The organism is Aeromicrobium sp. YIM 150415 (genome assembly GCF_016918125.1).
GTDB classification, from domain to species: domain Bacteria; phylum Actinomycetota; class Actinomycetes; order Propionibacteriales; family Nocardioidaceae; genus Aeromicrobium; species Aeromicrobium piscarium.
This window is the reverse complement of the sequence record NZ_JAERWM010000001.1, coordinates 139189-154888: the sequence shown is the minus strand read 5'-3', so window position 1 is coordinate 154888 and position 15700 is coordinate 139189. Positions and strand designations below refer to the sequence as shown.

12 protein-coding genes are annotated in these 15700 nt (G+C 68.3%); 6 read left to right on the top strand and 6 right to left on the bottom strand.

The annotated features are described in order from the left end of the window. Nucleotides 1-114: 114 nt before the first annotated feature. The 5 genes from JL108_RS00760 to JL108_RS00740 are packed head-to-tail and all read right to left on the bottom strand — an operon-like array spanning nucleotide 115 to nucleotide 6801. Nucleotides 115-828, bottom strand: coding sequence for a hypothetical protein (locus JL108_RS00760; RefSeq protein WP_205196473.1), 714 nt, complete (start codon nucleotides 826-828; stop codon nucleotides 115-117). Between the two features lie 28 nt (nucleotides 829-856). Further along, complete coding sequence (locus JL108_RS00755; protein ID WP_205196472.1) at nucleotides 857-2290, bottom strand: glycosyltransferase; 1434 nt, start codon at nucleotides 2288-2290, stop codon at nucleotides 857-859. Between the two features lie 46 nt (nucleotides 2291-2336). Beyond that, nucleotides 2337-3476 (bottom strand): diguanylate cyclase domain-containing protein, encoded by a 1140-nt coding sequence (locus JL108_RS00750; protein ID WP_205196471.1) that lies wholly within the window; start codon nucleotides 3474-3476, stop codon nucleotides 2337-2339. Continuing rightward, entirely contained in the window at nucleotides 3473-5143 is a 1671-nt protein-coding gene (locus JL108_RS00745) for a cell wall metabolism sensor histidine kinase WalK (protein WP_205196470.1), read from the bottom strand. The genes JL108_RS00750 and JL108_RS00745 overlap by 4 nt, the downstream gene beginning before the upstream one ends. Then, the gene (locus tag JL108_RS00740; protein ID WP_205196469.1) at nucleotides 5140-6801 is read right to left on the bottom strand and encodes a cell wall metabolism sensor histidine kinase WalK; all 1662 of its coding nucleotides are present in this window, start codon (nucleotides 6799-6801) and stop codon (nucleotides 5140-5142) included. The genes JL108_RS00745 and JL108_RS00740 overlap by 4 nt, the downstream gene beginning before the upstream one ends. Before the next feature lie 263 nt (nucleotides 6802-7064). Between JL108_RS00740 and JL108_RS00735 the strand changes: the two genes are divergently transcribed. The 3 genes from JL108_RS00735 (at nucleotide 7065) to mfd (ending at nucleotide 11978) form a co-directional block, all read left to right on the top strand. Next, on the top strand, nucleotides 7065-7730 hold the full coding sequence (locus tag JL108_RS00735) for a 50S ribosomal protein L25/general stress protein Ctc (protein WP_205196468.1): 666 nt from the start codon (nucleotides 7065-7067) through the stop codon (nucleotides 7728-7730). Continuing rightward, nucleotides 7727-8293, top strand: a complete 567-nt coding sequence (gene pth, locus JL108_RS00730) for an aminoacyl-tRNA hydrolase (protein WP_143913768.1) — start codon at nucleotides 7727-7729, stop codon at nucleotides 8291-8293. Before JL108_RS00735 ends, pth begins: the two co-directional genes overlap by 4 nt. Nucleotides 8294-8486: 193 nt before the next feature. After that, nucleotides 8487-11978 carry a transcription-repair coupling factor gene (mfd, locus tag JL108_RS00725; RefSeq protein ID WP_240190444.1) on the top strand — a complete coding sequence of 1164 codons (3492 nt, stop codon included), beginning with the start codon at nucleotides 8487-8489 and terminating at the stop codon, nucleotides 11976-11978. Between the two features lie 197 nt (nucleotides 11979-12175). On the opposite strand, the gene JL108_RS00720 is transcribed toward mfd, so the two are convergent. Beyond that, on the bottom strand, nucleotides 12176-12799 hold the full coding sequence (locus JL108_RS00720) for a GNAT family N-acetyltransferase (protein ID WP_205196467.1): 624 nt from the start codon (nucleotides 12797-12799) through the stop codon (nucleotides 12176-12178). 181 nt (nucleotides 12800-12980) lie between these two features. On the opposite strand from JL108_RS00720, the gene JL108_RS00715 reads away from it, so the two are divergent. The 3 genes from JL108_RS00715 (at nucleotide 12981) to eno (ending at nucleotide 15544) form a co-directional block, all read left to right on the top strand. Beyond that, nucleotides 12981-13613, top strand: coding sequence for a SurA N-terminal domain-containing protein (locus JL108_RS00715; protein ID WP_205196466.1), 633 nt, complete (start codon nucleotides 12981-12983; stop codon nucleotides 13611-13613). After that, the gene (locus JL108_RS00710) at nucleotides 13610-14188 is read left to right on the top strand and encodes a MazG family protein (RefSeq protein WP_205196465.1); all 579 of its coding nucleotides are present in this window, start codon (nucleotides 13610-13612) and stop codon (nucleotides 14186-14188) included. Before JL108_RS00715 ends, JL108_RS00710 begins: the two co-directional genes overlap by 4 nt. Before the next feature lie 78 nt (nucleotides 14189-14266). Beyond that, entirely contained in the window at nucleotides 14267-15544 is a 1278-nt protein-coding gene (gene eno / locus JL108_RS00705) for a phosphopyruvate hydratase (RefSeq protein WP_205196464.1), read from the top strand. Nucleotides 15545-15700: the final 156 nt, after the last annotated feature.

Sequence of the window (15700 nt, the reverse complement as noted above, 5' to 3'; positions counted from 1 at the left end):
CCCCCGCGGGGGGGGCCCCCCCCCCCCCCCCCGGGGGTTTTCGGTGGGTGCCCCCCCCCCCCCCCGGGGGGGGGGGGGGCGCCCCCCCCCGCCCAGGGTCCTGGCCCCGCGCGCTCAGTTCGCGTTCTTGGGGATCTCCTGCTGCTCGGTCGGGGTATCGGAGGCGAAGATCGCGATGGGCACCTCCTGCGTGATCACCTGCGGGGTCACATCGGGCTTGCCGGCCGCGTTCTCGGTCCACACGGTCGCCTCGAAGCGCAGCGTGATGCCGATCGTGTCCTCGGGCAGATCGCCGATCGTCTGGTTGCGCAGCTCGAAGGATCCCTTGGGCGAGGTCACGAGCATGCCCCACTGGTTGCTGACCGGCTCGGGATCGAAGGTGATCGCCGCGGCGGTCGCGTCGAGCGTGTAGGGCCCGTCGGTCACATTGCCGGACTCGGTGGTGATCGTGGATGTCACCTTGACGTGCTGCAGGAAGGTCTGTCGTTTGGTGGAGAAGGGATCGCGGAAGTCGCGGCTCATGTCGTAGGCCTGGAAGGTGAACGAGAAGTTCTTGTCGCCCAGGGGATACCAATCGTTCGTGCGCGGGGTCGACTTGGTCGGCCAGATGGTGAAGACGTAGTCGACATCGCTGGTCGTATTGTGCGACTGGAAGGTGCCGTCGTGCGTGAACTCCGAGTCGAATTCGCGCTCCGATGCCGCCGCGCTGGGGGACGGTGTCGGCGAGTCGGCGTCGTCGCCGCCGGGGAACAGTCCGCAGGCCGAGAGCACGACGAGCAGGGTGAGGGCGCAGCCGGCCAGGGCGAGGCGGCGGAAGAAGGCGTTCACGGGACTCCTGTTCGATGGGTCGCGGTGCTCAGACCGTGAAGCCACGATAGTTGCGAAGGATCTTGATGCCCATCCAAGCGGTCTGGGCGATGGTGATGACCCCGAGGACGGGCCATCCATAGGCGAGGAGATCGCTCTGCGTGCCCAGCGACAGCTGGCTCCAGACGCCGATGACGATGGCGATCAGGCCGAGGGCGACCAGATAGGGCAGCAGGTAGGCCTGTCCGGCTCCACGTTCGGCCCGAGCCTGCGCCGCCCAGTTGTCGGTCTGTTGACGGCTGAAGAACTTCGTCCAGGCCCGCACGAAGTGCCCGATCCGGATCCACATGTAGAACTCGGCAGGGAAGAGCAGTAGGGCGAAGAGCGTGTCACGTTTGTTGCGGTAGTGCATCGAGCGCGCCACCCGCATGTTCAGCACGATGGCGGCGGTCGGCGGGATGAGCCACCACCACTGGAAGACGAAGGCGTCGATCCACAGCGAGCAGATCAACAGCGTGACGAAGAGGAAGCGGGTGATGATGTTCAGCACCATCGAGAAGTGCTCGAACCAGCGCAGCCGCAGATTCGGGTGGAAGGGCTGCCCCTTGGTGTCGCCGCGTTGTCCGGGCCACATCAGTTCGATGGCGCCGAAGTTCCACTTGACCTGCTGACCGTCGAGTGCGCGCAGGTTCGTCATCCCGCCGACGTGGGCGCGGGCGGTCGCGCTGATCTTGGTGAGGTAGCCGGCGCTCTTGATCTGCAGCGACAGCAGCGAGTCCTCGACCTCGCTGTCCTTGACCCAGGGTGCCTGCTGGTGCGTGTGCCGCATGACATCGCGGAGCGCCGGGACCGAGAAGATGGAGAACTGCCCGCCGAGCACGGCCATGTTGCGGCCGCGCAGCAGGTTCTGCATGTTGAACGCGGCGAACTGGGCGCGCTGGCCGGCGATGAGGAACTTCTCCATCGGGCTGTTCAGCGCGGTGTCGTCGATCGAGTAGATCGCCGAGATGCCGCCGATGCGATGGTCGCTCTGGATCTCCGCGAGGAGATCGGCGACGGCGGTCGGCTCGGGCGTGGTGTCGCCATCGACGCCCAGCAGGAAGTCGTAGCCCTCGACGAGGAAGAAGCCGTAGTTGAGAGCGCCGACCTTCTTGTCGGGGTTCTCGCCGATGTCGTGGACGAAGACCTCGACCACCTGCTCACCCTCGGCGGTCATCCGCGCGTGCACGCCCGCATAGTGGCTCGCGACCTCCACCGTGTCGTCGGTGGTGTTGTTGACCACGACATGGATGACATCCGGAGGACGGGTCTGAGTCAGCAGGGAGTCGAGCACCGCGGAGATCGTCGCTCCCTCGTTGTAGGCCGGGACGACACAGCCCACCATCGCGCGGGCGGTGACCAGATCGCGCGGATCGTCCGGGACGGTCACCTGGCCGGTGAGGGCAGCGGTGTCGCCGTCGACGAACGGATCGTTGAACTCCATGGGCTGATCATGGCGCGGCCGGCTCACGGCCGGCTGTCGAATTGCCTCAGGATTTGCCTAATCTCTGCTCAAGAAGGGTGGTCTTCAACTCGGCGGCCGTCGCGGCCATCGAGGTGATCGCCTGTTCGAGCAGGGCTCCGTACTCCGGGGTCGCCGAGAAGGTGTCGGCGACTCCGTAGACGGCGCCGATGCGGACGCCCATGACCGTCGCGGTGCGGGACGTCAGTAGCGAGTCCTCGATGTCGCTGACGATCGCGTGGGCGCTCTGCGGTGAGGTCGCCGGGGCGAGGACGGCGAAGTTGCCGGCGCCCAGGTGTCCGATGGGCGCCCACGGCGGGACATGGGCTCGCACGGTCTCGGCGAGCTTGCGGACGGCATCATCGCCGAGCGATCGGCCGAAGGCCGAGTTGAGCGCGCGCAGATCCTCGATGCTGATCAGCAGGAAGCAGGCGTGTCCCCCGACGAGGGTCACCCTGTTCAAGCGGCCCTGTGCGGCGAACCGGAACGACTGCGGTGACAGCACGTCGAGGTCCGCGAGAGGGTTCTCCGACTCCGAGGTCGTGAACCCCCCGGCCTTGCCGCGTTCGCGCAGCAGCTGGACGAGCACGATCGCCGCCACCGTCTGCACCACGGTGAAGCCGACGAGGGCCGACTCGATGCGCGCCGTGCCTTGCCAGGCGACGATCGTCCACCAGATGGCCGATGGGACGCATGAGGCGAGATAGCCCTGGAAGATCCGGGTCACCGGGTGCTGCGCCCACGAGCCGATCTGGAGCTCGTAGATCATCGCGATCGCGGCCGCCATGGTGACGAGAGCGCCGGCGGTGACGACGAGGGCACCGTCCACATAGCCCTCGAGGACCGCCGCCGCGACGATCAGCAGTGCCGCTCCCGCGCCCATCTCGAGCCGGGGTGAGCGGTCGTGGAACAGCCGGATGCCCGACCACAACAGCGTCACGGCGATGGCCGCGCCGCCGATCGCCGCCGCTCCGGCGAATCTGCTGGGAGAGGTCTCGCTGGTCCATGAGACGTAGACGACCATGCTCGCGCTGAACACGAACTGGGCGACGGCCAGGATCCGGGCCGCGCGGGTGGCGTGGGTGAGGATCGCGGAGAGGATGAAGACGACGGTCACGGTGGCACCCACGACGAGTGCTCCCACGGCGACGGCGTGGTACGGGTTCATGCGTGTCTCCCATCGGGTGCGCCCGTGGGGAGGGTGATCGACACGGTCGTCCCCTCCCCGGGCACGCTGCTCAAAGCCATCGTTCCGGCGTGGGACTCGATGATCTGTCGACTGATGTCCAGTCCGAGTCCCGACCCGCCCACGGCGGAGTCGCGGGCCGCAGCGGACCGATAGCCGCGGTCGAAGACCCGTTCGGCGTCGTGGGCGCTCATGCCGCGACCGGTGTCGCGGATCGACAACGCGTAGTGACCGGTGTCGGTGAGGACGGCGTCGACGAAGATCCGGCCGCTCTCCACGTTGTACTTGACGGCATTGGTCAGCACATTGTCGATGACCTGGCGGATGCGCAGCGGATCGGCGTCGAGGACGATATCGGGCAGTGGACCCACGACGATGGCGATGGATCGGGCGATCGCCTGCGGGCGGACGGCGGTGATGGCGTCCTCGACGATCGCCGAGGGCCGGCACGGTTCCATCGTGAGCACCATCCCCGACCTCCCCGAGGGAGAGCGGGCGGCGAGGAAGTCGTTCGAGAGGGTGAGGAGCCGTTCGGTGTTCTTGAGGGCCACCTCGACCATCTCGCGCGGGACGGCCGGCACGCCCGGCTCGTCGAGGGCGAGCTCGAGATAGCCCAGGATGGAGGTCAACGGCGTGCGGAACTCATGGCTGACGGAGGTGACGAGCTCGTCGCGGTCGGCCTGGGCGCGCAGCTGGCTGGTGACGTCACGGGCGAGCACGATGACATTCTCGGTCGAGCCGTCGTCGCCGCGGAGGAACTGGCTGGTCCACTCGATGGCGATCGGTTGCGCACCGCCGACCCAGGTGGTCTCACCGTCGACCTGCTCACCCTGGAGCGCGCGACCGATGGGGCCGTCCGGTGCGAAGATCGGGGAGCCGTAGTCGATCTCGTAGTCCGAGAGCGCGGCCTCGAAGCGCGTGCCGCCCAGGTGGCGGAGGAGTAGCCAGGCGCTGCGATTGGCTGTGCGCAGACCGCCGTCGGCGTCGAAGGAGAACACAGCGAGATCGAGGGAGTCGAGCACCGAGGACGTGAAGCGCTCCTGCAGGCTCGCGCGTTCGAGCGCGCGGGAGAAGGCATCGGACTGGCGGTGCAGCAGCCCGCGTCGGGCCGAGGCGACGCGATTGGTCTGGTAGGCCGCCACGGCGCTGAGCACGATCAGCGAGGTCACCGCGGCGGTGGCCGGGATGCCTCCGATCAGCTGGACCTCGGCCACCTGCGCCTGGGTCCACCAGGCGGTCCAGAGAGCGATGATGGAGGCGGCGACCATGAGGGTCGCCACCAGGCCGCCGAAGGCGATGGCGACCCAGACCACCGGGAGCACCACCAACATCGAGAAGCCTGCCCCTGGGGTGGGGATGTAGAGCAGCAGGACGCCCGGCACATCGACGATCGCGAGCAGCAGAGCCCACCGGCTGTTGGACTGCCGCCAGGGGAAGAGCCCCGCCACGGTCGTGGCGCCGATGATGATCAGCGCGCCGACCAGCAGCGTCGTCGATTCGGTGAAGTCCGGTCGGACCGCGATCGTGGCGAAGAACGGCAGCGCCACGGTGAGGACGAAGAGGAACTGCCAGTGCACGATCGCTCGCGGTGAGATGACGACTCGGCGGAAGTCCCGGTCGACGCGGGCTCTCAGCTGACCGGGGATCATGAAGAGCCTCGTGCCGCGACGCCGACCTGGGTCAAGGAGATCTCGACGATGGCGGTGGTCCCCGCGCCGGCCGCGCTCTCGAGCCGGATCGTGCCCCCATGAGCCTGAGCGATCGAGAGGGCCGTGGCGAGTCCGAGACCGAAGCCGGGCAGCGCGCGACGGATCGCGGTCGGTGCGCGGTAGAACCGCTCGAAGGCGTGCCGTGTCTCCTCGCGGGTCATGCCGAGGCCGTGGTCGGTCACGGTGATCCGAGCGGAGTTCTCGTGCGTGTCGACCGCTACCTCGATGCGGCCGCCCGAGGCGCTGAACTTGACGGCATTGGACAGGACCGCGTCGACCATGCGCTCGGCGAGCTCGCGGTCGAGCGGCACCTGCAGGCGCGATGAGCCGTCCGGGCCCTCGATGACGATGCCGCGTGTGCCGGCGCTCTCGCGCCAGTGGTTCACACGCCGGCGCAGGAGATCGACGACGTCGATGAAGGAGAACGTGGGGGAGGCCCCCGCGACCTCGAAAGGCTCGAGCAGCTCGCGCAGCTTGGCCGACAGGCTCGTGACCCCCTGCTGGGCGCGGCGCAGGAACTCGCGGCCGGTCTCGTCCAGGTCATCGGTCTCCAGCAGGTCCAGATAGCCGACGATCGATGTCAACGGTGTACGCAGCTCGTGCGCGACGGTGGCGCTGAAGGACTCCGCGGCGTGCAGCGCCTCCACCAGATTGGTGATGTCGTGCGCGACGATGACGGCTCCGACCTGCTCGCCCGCCTCGGTCACGGCCGGTAGCGAGGACACCGACACCGCGTGCTGCGCTCCGGGTTCACCCACCCACTGCAGCGACTCCGTCGCGTACTCGCCCTGCAGAGCCCGGGGCAGCAACTGGTCCTCCGGTGGGATGGGGGTGACGCGATCCGGTCCGTAGACCTCGTGGCCGGCCCAGGTGGGGTCCTGCGCGGAGACGCCCATCCGGCGTCCCAGCTCCTGCGCCCGCTGGTTCGCGAAGGTCGAGGACCGGTCCTGCGAGGCGAAGAAGACGGCCGCATCCACGCCGTGTGCGATCGCCCGCATCACCGCGGCATTGCTCTCGGCGCTCGCGAGGGCGTCCTGCTGGGAGCGCCAGGCCTCTTCGGCGATGGCCCGCGATCTGCGCAGGGCATCGGCATTGGCCTGCGTGAGGATGGCGAGCGAGGCGACCACGAAGTAGAAGACGCTGATCGCCACGATGACGCGTGGGCGGCTCGGCATCGGTTCCACGATCAGCCAGAAGGCGATGCAACCGAGTCCGAGCGCCACGATGATCGCGATCGTGTGCGGCCAGTCGAGCTGGAAGGCGATCCACAGCACGGGGATCAGCGCGAGCAGCGGGATGGCGTTGTTGGTCTGGTACAGCGTCCCGGCGAGCAGGATCGTGATGACCAGCTGCGCGAGCGCCAGCCAGAAGGTGTGGCGTCGCGGCAGCCGCCCCCAGGGGAGTGTGAAGGCGACGATGTTCAGGGCGACGAGCGAGATGCCGGCGGAGACCAGGACGATGGTGTGTGGATCGGGTCCCGGATAGGCCAGCGTCATGGCGATGACGACGAGTGCGGCGATTGTGAACAGGACGACGAGCACGCGAATGAAGCCCGCGTGCGGGGCGTGCCAGGACGGTGCGGTGTTCACGTTGGCCATCGTTGTCTCCCACCGCGTTCCGGAAACGCGGTTCCTCGGCTCCGATTGTGGCAGAGCGAGCGGCTCGGCGGGGGCGTATTCGGGGTCGCGGCGTGGACCGATTTCACGGGCCTCGACCCGTGCGGTAGACTCGCGGGGTTGCCTCGGCGAGGGCTACCTCGTAGCCGTGATCGACGTGGCGCTCCTTGAGCGCTGTGCCGACCATGCGCCGGGCGGCCGCCGAGACCTGAAGTGAACGACGTCTGCTGAGGAGCATCACCCCCGTGGCCGAGATCAAGATCGCCGCCGAAACCCGCACCGAGTTCGGCAAGGGCGCCGCCCGCCGCATCCGCCGTAGCGCCAAGGTGCCCGCAGTCCTCTACGGTCACGGCACCGATCCGGTGCACGTGACCCTGCCGGGCCATGACCTCATGCTCGCCCTGAAGAAGCCGAACCCGCTGCTCTCGATCGAGTTGGGCTCCGAGAAGCACCTCGTGATCCCGAAGCAGGTCCAGCGTGACCCGCTGAAGGGCTTCCTCGAGCATGCCGACCTGCTGATCGTCAAGCGTGGCGAGAAGGTCGTCGTCGAGGTCCCCGTCAATGTCGTCGGCGAGCCCGGCCCCGATGCCATGGTCGTCACCGAGAACGCGTCGGTGTCGATCGAGGCCGAGGCCACGCACCTGCCGTCCGAGCTCGAGGCGTCGATCGAGGGCCTGCAGGCCGGTTCGCAGATCACCGCCGCCGATCTGACGCTGCCCTCGGGTGTCGAGCTCGCGAGCGAGCCCGAGCTGCTGATCGTCAACGTGACGCATGCCCCGACCGCCGCGGAAGTCGAGGCCGAGCTGGAAGAGGCCGAGGCCGAGGCCGGCATCGAGCACGACGAGCCGGAGCCCGAGGTCGGTGCGATCACCGACGAGGAGGCCCAGGCTCCCGCCGCAGACGAGGAATGACCTGGCTGATCGTGGGCCTCGGCAACCCGGGGCCCACGTACGCCGCCACCCGGCACAACATCGGGTACTTCGTCGCCGACGCGCTCGCCGAGCGCGTCGGCGGTCGTTTCTCCGCCCACAAGGGCCGGCGGGCCGAGGTGGTCGAAGGACGTCTCCAGGGCGAGCGGGTGGTGCTGGGGCGGGCGCGCTCGTATATGAACGAGAGCGGCGGGCCGGTCGCATCGCTCCTGGCGTACTACGACATCGAGCCCGACCATCTCGTGGTCATCCATGACGAGCTCGACATCGATTTCGGGATGTTGCGGCTGAAGTTCGGCGGTGGCGACAACGGCCACAACGGGCTCAAGTCGATCCGCCAGTCCATCGGTACCGGTGACTATTACCGCGTGCGCGTGGGCATCGGCCGTCCCCCGGGACGCCAGCCCGTCCACGACTACGTGCTCAAGCCATTCTCGTCGACCGAGCGCAAGGAGGTCGGCGTCCATGTCGAAGAGGCGGCCGATGCCATCGAGTCTCTCATCACCCGTGGCCTGGTCGCGACGCAGAGCGACTTCAACCGCTGATCCACGCGCCCCCGCCCAGCGGTAGGCCATCAACCTTTCGTCCGCGTGGGAGGTAGGCCATCAACCCTATCGATGCTCGATGAGGTTGATGGCCTACCTCCACCGGCCGGGGCGCGCGTGACGGGGCTCCCACGGACGGCTTCCAGCGGCGGTCGCCCGAGCATCCTGAGGCCGGCTGAGTAATCTGGACATGATGACCTCCCCCTCCTCTCAGGCCCCCCTCGCCGCTGCGATGGCGCACGAACCGGCGATCGCGGCAGCCGTCGCCGCACGCGACGCCGGCTCGCTCGAGTTCCAGATCACCGGGACCGAAGCCCTCTATCCCTTCGTGAGCACCGCCCTCGTGCGCGATGCCGCCACCGTCCTCGTGGTCACCGCGACCGCACGCGATGCCGAGGATCTCGTCGATCATCTGCGTTGCCTGGTCGACGAGCCCGATCACATCGCCTACTTCCCGGCCTGGGAGACGTTGCCGCACGAGCGGCTCTCTCCACGGTCGGACACCGTCGGGCGGCGTCTGGCGGTCCTGCGACACCTCGTCCACGGCGGCGCGGATCGCCCTCGCGTCGTGGTGGCGCCGGTGCGATCGGTCCTTCAACCTCAGGTCAAGGGGCTCGCCGATCTCGAACCGGTCGAGCTGCGTGCCGGCCAGGACATCGAGCTGGACGTCGTGGTGGCGCGCCTGGCCGCGGCCGCGTACACGCGTGTCGACCTCGTCGAGCGACGCGGAGAGTTCGCTGTCCGCGGTGGCATCGTCGATGTCTTCCCGCCCACGGAGGAGCACCCGTTGCGCGTGGAGTTCTGGGGCGACACCGTCGACGAGATCCGCCACTTCGCGGTCGCCGATCAGCGCACGGTCGAAGCGGTGGACCGGCTCTGGGCGCCGCCGTGTCGTGAGCTGCTGCTGACCGACGAGGTGCGCGAGCGCGCGGCCCGGCTCGCTGTGCAGCAGCCCGGTCTGGCCGAGCTGTTCACCAAGCTCGCCGAGGGGCACGCGGTCGAGGGCATGGAGTCGCTCGCCCCGGTGCTCGTGGGCGAGATGGAGCTCCTCGTCGATCTCCTGCCCGCGTCATCGACCGTCCTCGTGTGCGACCCCGAACGGGTGCGGGCACGGGCCCATGACCTGGTCGCCACGAGTGAGGAGTTCCTGGCGGCCTCCTGGGCGGCGGCGGCGACCGGGGGCGAGTCACCGATCGATCTTGGATCGGCCGCCTTCAAGGAGCTCGATGACGTGCGCGACCACACGGTCCGCGCGGGACATCCGTGGGGGGCGATCGGTCCCTTCGGTATCGGTGACGATGCTTCCGCGGCGGTCGACCCGGCCCCCTTGTACCGCGGAGACATGGACGCGGCGGTGGCCGATGTCCGCCGCTGGCTGGGGGAGGGACACGAGGTACTGCTGACCGTCCCGGGCCCGGGCCAGGTGACGCGGTCGCTCGAGTGGCTCGCCGAGCACGATATCGCGGGTCGGGCCGTGGAGCGGCTCGAGCCGACGAAGGATGGCTCCAAGACGGTGCAGGTCGCCGTCGCGGAGCTCAGCGAGGGCTTCGTCGCGGAGAAGCTCGGCCTGGTGCTGCTCACCTATGACGATCTCGTCGGGCAGAAGGTGGCCGACCGCACCGAGCGCAAGATGCCGGTGCGCCGTCGCAAGCAGGTCGATCCCCTGGAGCTCTCGGCGGGGGACCCCGTCGTGCACGAGCAGCATGGTGTCGGCCGATACGTCGAGCTGATCCAGCGGGTCGTGCAGGGGGCCGCGCGCGAGTACCTGGTGATCGAGTACGCACCGGGCAAGAGGGGCCAGCCGCCGGATCGACTGTTCGTGCCCATGGACCAGCTGGATCTGGTCAGCCGCTATGTGGGCGGCGAGGCCCCCACCCTGGACCGCCTCGGCGGCAGCGACTGGACGCAGCGCAAGAACAAGGCGCGCAAGGCGGTTCGGCAGATCGCCGGCGAGCTCATCAAGTTGTATGCGGCGCGACAGTCCACCCAGGGACACGCCTTCGGACCCGATACGCCGTGGCAGCGAGAACTCGAGGACGCCTTCCCCTACATGGAGACGCCCGACCAGTTGTCGACGATCGACGATGTCAAGCGCGACATGCAGCGCGTGGTGCCGATGGACCGCCTCGTATGCGGTGACGTCGGCTACGGCAAGACCGAGATCGCCGTGCGGGCGGCCTTCAAAGCGATCCAGGACGGCAAGCAGGTGGTGCTGCTGGTGCCGACGACCTTGTTGGTGCAGCAGCACTATGCGACCTTCGCCGAACGGTTCGGACAGTTCCCCGTGACGATCAAGCCGTTGTCGCGTTTCCAGACCGAGAAGGAGTCGCAGGCGGCCCTCGAAGGGCTGGCCGAGGGCACGGTGGATCTGGTCATCGGCACGCACCGGCTGTTGCAGCCGGGTATCCGGATCAAGGATCTCGGGCTCATCATCGTCGACGAGGAGCAGCGCTTCGGCGTCGAGCACAAGGAGGCACTGAAGCACCTGCGCGCCTCGGTCGACGTGTTGAGCATGTCGGCGACGCCCATCCCGCGGACCCTCGAGATGGCGATCACGGGTATCCGGGAGATGAGCACGATCGCCACGCCCCCCGAGGAGCGGCACCCGGTGCTCAGCTTCGTCGGCGCCTATGAGGACCGTCAGGTGATCGCCGCGATCCGCCGTGAGCTGCTGCGCGAGGGCCAGGTGTTCTACATCCACAACCGGGTCAAGAGCATCGACAAGGTGGCGCAGCATCTGCGCGATCTGGTGCCGGAGGCGCGGGTCGCCACAGCACACGGGCAGATGAGCGAGCAGCAGCTCGAGAGCGTGATGCTCGACTTCTGGGAGAAGAAGTTCGATGTCCTGGTCTGCACGACGATCGTCGAGTCGGGGCTGGACGTATCGAATGCGAACACGATGATCATCGAGCGCGCGGACATGTTCGGCCTCTCGCAGCTCCATCAGTTGCGTGGCCGCGTGGGTCGTGGCCGTGAGCGGGCGTACGCCTACTTCCTGTATCCGCCGGAGAAGCCGCTCACGGAGACCGCACACGATCGGCTCTCGACGATCGCGCAGCATTCGGAGCTCGGCGGTGGCATGGCGGTGGCGATGAAGGATCTGGAGATCCGCGGTGCCGGCAATCTGCTGGGCGGTGAGCAGTCGGGTCATATCGCCGATGTCGGGTTCGACCTGTACGTGCGGCTGGTCGGCGAGGCGGTCGCGGAGTTCCGCGGCGAGGAGGAGCCGGAGCGCGAGGTCAAGATCGAGCTGCCGATCGAAGCGCACCTGCCGCACGACTATGTGCCGAGTGAGCGGTTGCGGCTGGAGATGTACAAGCGTCTCGCCGGGGTCCGGTCGGCCGACGACGTCGAGGAGCTGCGCGCTGAGCTGGCCGACCGTTACGGCACTCCGCCCGATCCGGTCGAGGTCCTGTTGGATGTCGCCAGGCTGCGGGTCACGGTGCGCGAGTCGGGGCTCAGCGAGATCACGTCGGCGGGCTCGAATATCCGGTTCTCATCGGTCACGCTGCCGGAGTCGTCGCAGATGCGTCTCGCTCGGGTGTATCCCAAGAGCGTCTACAAGCAGGCCGCGGGCGTGGCGCTGTTGCCGCATCCGAAGACCGCGCCGGTCGGTGGCAAGCCCTTGCGCGATCGCGAGCTGATCGCCTGGGTCGAGACCGCGCTCGACACCATCACCGGCTAGCCCGACGTGTGGGCGGTGAGTTATCACGCACTCCGACGCTGAAGGGCGTGATGGCTCACCGCCCATGAGGAGAGGGCGAGTCTGGCCGACGCACGATGTGCTTCCGCGGTCGCTATGGCAACCACAGAAACACATCCTTCGTCCAGGAGGATGTGCGCGAACCTGATCGGGAGCGAAGGAACCGGGGGTGAGACCCCTCAGCGCGCGGTGCCCGACGCGTCCACCGCGCGGGCGTATGCGGCGAGGCGCTCGGTGAGTCCGTAACGGACGGTGGGCCACTCGCTGTCGAGGATGGAGAACACCACGGTGTCGCGGATGGTGCCGTTCTCGACGATGGTGTGCTGGCGCAGGATCCCGTCCTGTTTCGCTCCCAGCTTCGCGATCGACGCGCGTGACTGACGGTTGTGCCAGTGGGTGCGGAACTCCACGGCGATGCAGCCCAGATCGGTGAACGCCCGCTCCAGCAGCAGGAGCTTCGCCGCCGGATTGATCGCAGTGCCCTGCGCACTGCGGCCGAGCCAGGTCGATCCGATCTCCAGTCGGCGGTTGGCGGGATCGAGGTTGAGGTAGGTCGTCATGCCGACGGCCCTGTCGTTCGCCGGATCGACCACGGCCCAGGCGGCGATCTCGCCGGCGGCCTGCCGCTCGCGTCGGCGTTCGATCTCGTCCCCCATGTCTTCAGGGGAGGGGATGTGGGTGTACCAGGTCCGCCAGAGGTCGTCGACGTGTACCGCTTCTACGAGGTCGTCGTGGTGCGCCCCGGCCAAGGGCTCTAATACGACGAAATCGCTCGCCAGGATAGGCGTCTGCGCATACGACATAGGGTCACGCTAGTGCCTCGAACGCGACGGGCGGTGAGTTATCACGCACCCCGATGCTGAAAGTGCGTGATGGCTCACCGCCCACGGTCGAGGTGCGTGATGGCTCACCGCCCATGGGCGCACACGACGTGACCCAGGTCATGGGTAGGCTGGGCTCGTCCTGTGGGTATGAGGAGGTTCCATGACCGTCCGGTGTCGTCTGGCTCTGCTGGTTGTCGCAGGTCTCGTCCTGACCGGATGCGGGTCGGTGCACAGCGGCAATGCCGCAGTCGTCGGGGATGAGCGGATCTCGATGAACGAGGCCGATGAGGTCACCGAGGGCTACTGCACGCTGGCGGCGCAGAACGCCGCCGCACAGGGAACGACCTCGATCCCCGGTGCCGAGGTGCGCCGGGGAGCGCTCTCGCTGCTGATCCTCGAATCCGTCGCCGAGCAGGTGGCCGAGCGCGAGGACATCTCGATCACCGTGGCGGAACTCGATCGCTCCGACCTGGCCCAGGCGCGACAGGTCTTCGGCGACCAGACCGATCTGGTCGTCTCGACGATCAAGCGCAACGAGCGTGCGCTCGCCGTGGCCATGGAGCTGGCCCGGCGGCAGCTCGGCGACGAGGCCGACGACCTCAGCGAGCAGGAGCTCGGGCAGATCGGACAGGAGATCCTCCGCGCGGAGGCCGACTCCATGGACCTCTCGATCGATCCCCGGTTCGGCATGGAGGGCATCGGCGAGGTCGTGGCACCGTCGGGGTCGTTGTCGGTCGCGGGTCCGGTGCTCGAGGGCCAGGAGCTTCCCGAGGCGCTGAGCTGCTCGGCATGACCGATGACCCTGTGCACGACCTGATCGAGGTGATGGCGCGGTTGCGCGCCGAATGCCCCTGGACGCAGCAGCAGACGCACACCTCCCTGCGCCGCTATCTGATCGAGGAGGCGTACGAGACGCTCGAGGCGCTCGATGCAGGGGACAGCGAGCATCTGCGCGAGGAGCTCGGCGATCTGCTCATGCAGGTCGTGTTCCATGCCGAGATCGCCCGCTCCGATGGTGAGGGCTGGGGGATCGACGAGGTCGCCGAGGGGATCCGCGACAAGCTCGTCCATCGCAATCCACATGTCTTCGGCGATGTCGTGGTGAGCTCGGCGGCCGAGGTCGACGCGAACTGGCAGCGTCTCAAAGCAGAACGGCAGCAGCGCACGAGCGCCCTCGAGGGCATCCCCGAGCAGCTGCCGGCACTGCTCTACGCCGAGAAGGTGCTCGCACGCACCGGGATCGACCTCGATGCGAGCGACGACCTCGGCGATCGGCTGCTCGCACTCGTCGCGGAGGCGCGGGTCGAGGGGATCGATCCGGATCTGGCATTGAAGCAGGCCGCGCGCCGGCACGCCGAACGCGCCTGACAGGCGGCCGCTTCCGGGGTGGGCGACGCGCTAGGCTGAGAGCAGTCGGACCCCACCCTCACACCCCAGGAGACGGCCTTGGCCACCATCGATGCCATCGGCGCACGTGAAATCCTCGACTCGCGAGGCAACCCGACCGTCGAGGTCGAGGTCGCGCTCGACGACGGCACGATCGGCCGCGCGGCGGTCCCCTCGGGTGCCTCGACGGGCCAGTTCGAGGCCGTGGAGCTGCGCGACGGCGGCGACCGTTACGGCGGCAAGGGCGTGCTCAAGGCGGTCGAGGCCGTCAACGGCCCCATCGCCGATGCGCTGCGCGATTTCGACGCCGACGACCAGCGCGCGATCGACTCGGTCATGATCGAGCTCGACGGCACCCCCAACAAGGCCACCTTCGGGGCCAACGCCATCCTCGGCGTCTCCCTGGCGATCGCCAAGGCCGCCGCGGAGTCGGCCGTCCTGCCGCTCTTCCGCTATGTCGGCGGCCCCAACGCGCACGTCCTGCCGGTGCCGATGATGAACATCCTCAACGGCGGTGCGCATGCGGACTCCAATGTGGACGTCCAGGAGTTCATGATCGCCCCCATCGGCGCGCCGACCTTCGCCGAGGCGTTGCGCCAGGGCACCGAGGTCTATCACGCGCTCAAGGCCGTCCTCCACGAGGAGGGCCTTTCCACCGGCCTCGGCGACGAGGGCGGCTTCGCCCCCAATCTGTCCTCGAACCGGGCTGCGCTCGACTACATCGCCAAGGCCGTCGAGAAGACCGGTCTCACCGTCGGCACCGACATCGCCTTCGCGCTGGATGTCGCCGCGAGCGAGTTCGAGTCCGACGGCGTCTACACCTTCGAGGGCGAGTCCCGCAGCGCGGAGCAGATGACCGCGTACTACGCCGAGCTCGTCGCGTCCTACCCGATCGTGTCGATCGAGGACCCCCTCAACGAGGAGGACTGGAGCGGCTGGACGACCATCACCTCCGAGCTGGGCGACAAGGTCCAGCTGGTCGGCGACGATCTGTTCGTCACCAATGTCGAGCGTCTCTCGCGAGGTATCGCGGAGGGCGCCGCCAACTCGCTGCTGGTCAAGGTCAACCAGATCGGCTCGTTGAGCGAGACCCTCGACGCCGTCGACCTGGCTCATCGCGCGGGCTTCACGTGCATGATGAGCCACCGTTCGGGCGAGACCGAGGACACCACGATCGCCGACCTCGCGGTGGCGACCAACTGCGGTCAGATCAAGACCGGCGCCCCCGCCCGTTCCGACCGTGTCGCCAAGTACAACCAGCTGCTGCGGATCGAGGAGCTCCTCGGCCCCGCCGCCGCGTACGCCGGTGCGTCGGCGTTCCCGCGCCTGACGCGCTGAGGCCGATGGCCGCGTCCCGACGACCTCCAGCCCGCGGATCGGCTTCCGGCTCGCGCCGGACCAAGCCACCGGCGGGTGCGACGCGGAGCACCACGAGTGCTCCGCGTCGCCCCGCGGCGGCGGCGCGTCCTTCCGCCCCGCCGTCGTCGGGAACGC

Excerpts from the sequence above, each read along its gene's own strand:
- pth (WP_143913768.1), top strand. The coding sequence starts at position 7,727 with ATGACCTGGCTGATCGTGGGCCTCGGCAACCCGGGGCCCACGTACGCC.
- JL108_RS00715 (WP_205196466.1), top strand. The coding sequence starts at position 12,981 with ATGACCGTCCGGTGTCGTCTGGCTCTGCTGGTTGTCGCAGGTCTCGTC.
- JL108_RS00745 (WP_205196470.1), bottom strand. The coding sequence starts at position 5,143 with ATGATCCCCGGTCAGCTGAGAGCCCGCGTCGACCGGGACTTCCGCCGA.
- JL108_RS00755 (WP_205196472.1), bottom strand. The coding sequence starts at position 2,290 with ATGGAGTTCAACGATCCGTTCGTCGACGGCGACACCGCTGCCCTCACC.
- JL108_RS00720 (WP_205196467.1), bottom strand. The coding sequence starts at position 12,799 with ATGTCGTATGCGCAGACGCCTATCCTGGCGAGCGATTTCGTCGTATTA.
- JL108_RS00750 (WP_205196471.1), bottom strand. The coding sequence starts at position 3,476 with ATGAACCCGTACCACGCCGTCGCCGTGGGAGCACTCGTCGTGGGTGCC.
- mfd (WP_240190444.1), top strand. The coding sequence starts at position 8,487 with ATGACCTCCCCCTCCTCTCAGGCCCCCCTCGCCGCTGCGATGGCGCAC.
- JL108_RS00710 (WP_205196465.1), top strand. The coding sequence starts at position 13,610 with ATGACCGATGACCCTGTGCACGACCTGATCGAGGTGATGGCGCGGTTG.
- JL108_RS00740 (WP_205196469.1), bottom strand. The coding sequence starts at position 6,801 with ATGGCCAACGTGAACACCGCACCGTCCTGGCACGCCCCGCACGCGGGC.